1 protein-coding gene is annotated in these 743 nt (G+C 61.8%); it reads right to left on the reverse strand.

Annotated elements, in window-relative coordinates; translation table 11 throughout:
- Positions 1-743, reverse strand: a 743-nt coding sequence (locus CRM90_RS30050; RefSeq protein ID WP_199190109.1) for a cbb3-type cytochrome c oxidase subunit I, incomplete at both ends; no start/stop codon positions are given.

Here is a 743-nt window from a genome sequence, read left to right on the forward strand (position 1 = left end):
CGGCCGGTCATCTTCGGGAACCAGAAGTAGATCCCGGCGTAGGTCGCGAACACGATGGTGCCGAACAGCACATAGTGGAAGTGCGCGACGACGAAATACGTATCGCTGACGTGGAAGTCCAGCGGCGGGCTGGCCAGCAGCACACCCGAGAGGCCACCGAGCAGGAACGTCACCAGGAAGCCGATCGAGAACAGCATCGGCGTCTCGAAGGTCAACCGCCCCTTCCACATGGTGCCGATCCAGTTGAAGAACTTGATGCCGGTGGGCACCGCGATCAGAAACGTCATGAAGCTGAAGAACGGGAGCAGCACCGCTCCGGTGACGTACATGTGGTGGGCCCACACCGCCACTGACAGCGCGGCGATGCTGATCGTGGCGTAGATCAGGGTGGTGTAGCCGAAGATGGGTTTGCGGGAGAACACCGGGAAGATCTCCGAGACTATGCCGAAGAACGGCAGCGCGATGATGTACACCTCGGGGTGTCCGAAGAACCAGAACAGATGCTGGTAGAGCACGGTCCCGCCATTGGCCGGGTCGTAGATGTGCGCACCCAGGCGACGGTCGGCAGCCAGACCGAACAGCGCGGCGGTCAACAGCGGGAAGGCCACCAGCACCAGGATCGAGGTGACGAAGATGTTCCAGGTGAAGATCGGCATCCGGAACATGGTCATGCCCGGGGCACGCATACACACCACGGTGGTGATCATGTTCACCGCGCCGAGGATGGTGCCCAGACCACCGAC

Origin of the sequence: Mycobacterium sp. ENV421 (genome assembly GCF_002887815.1) — a bacterium.
GTDB lineage: Bacteria > Actinomycetota > Actinomycetes > Mycobacteriales > Mycobacteriaceae > Mycobacterium.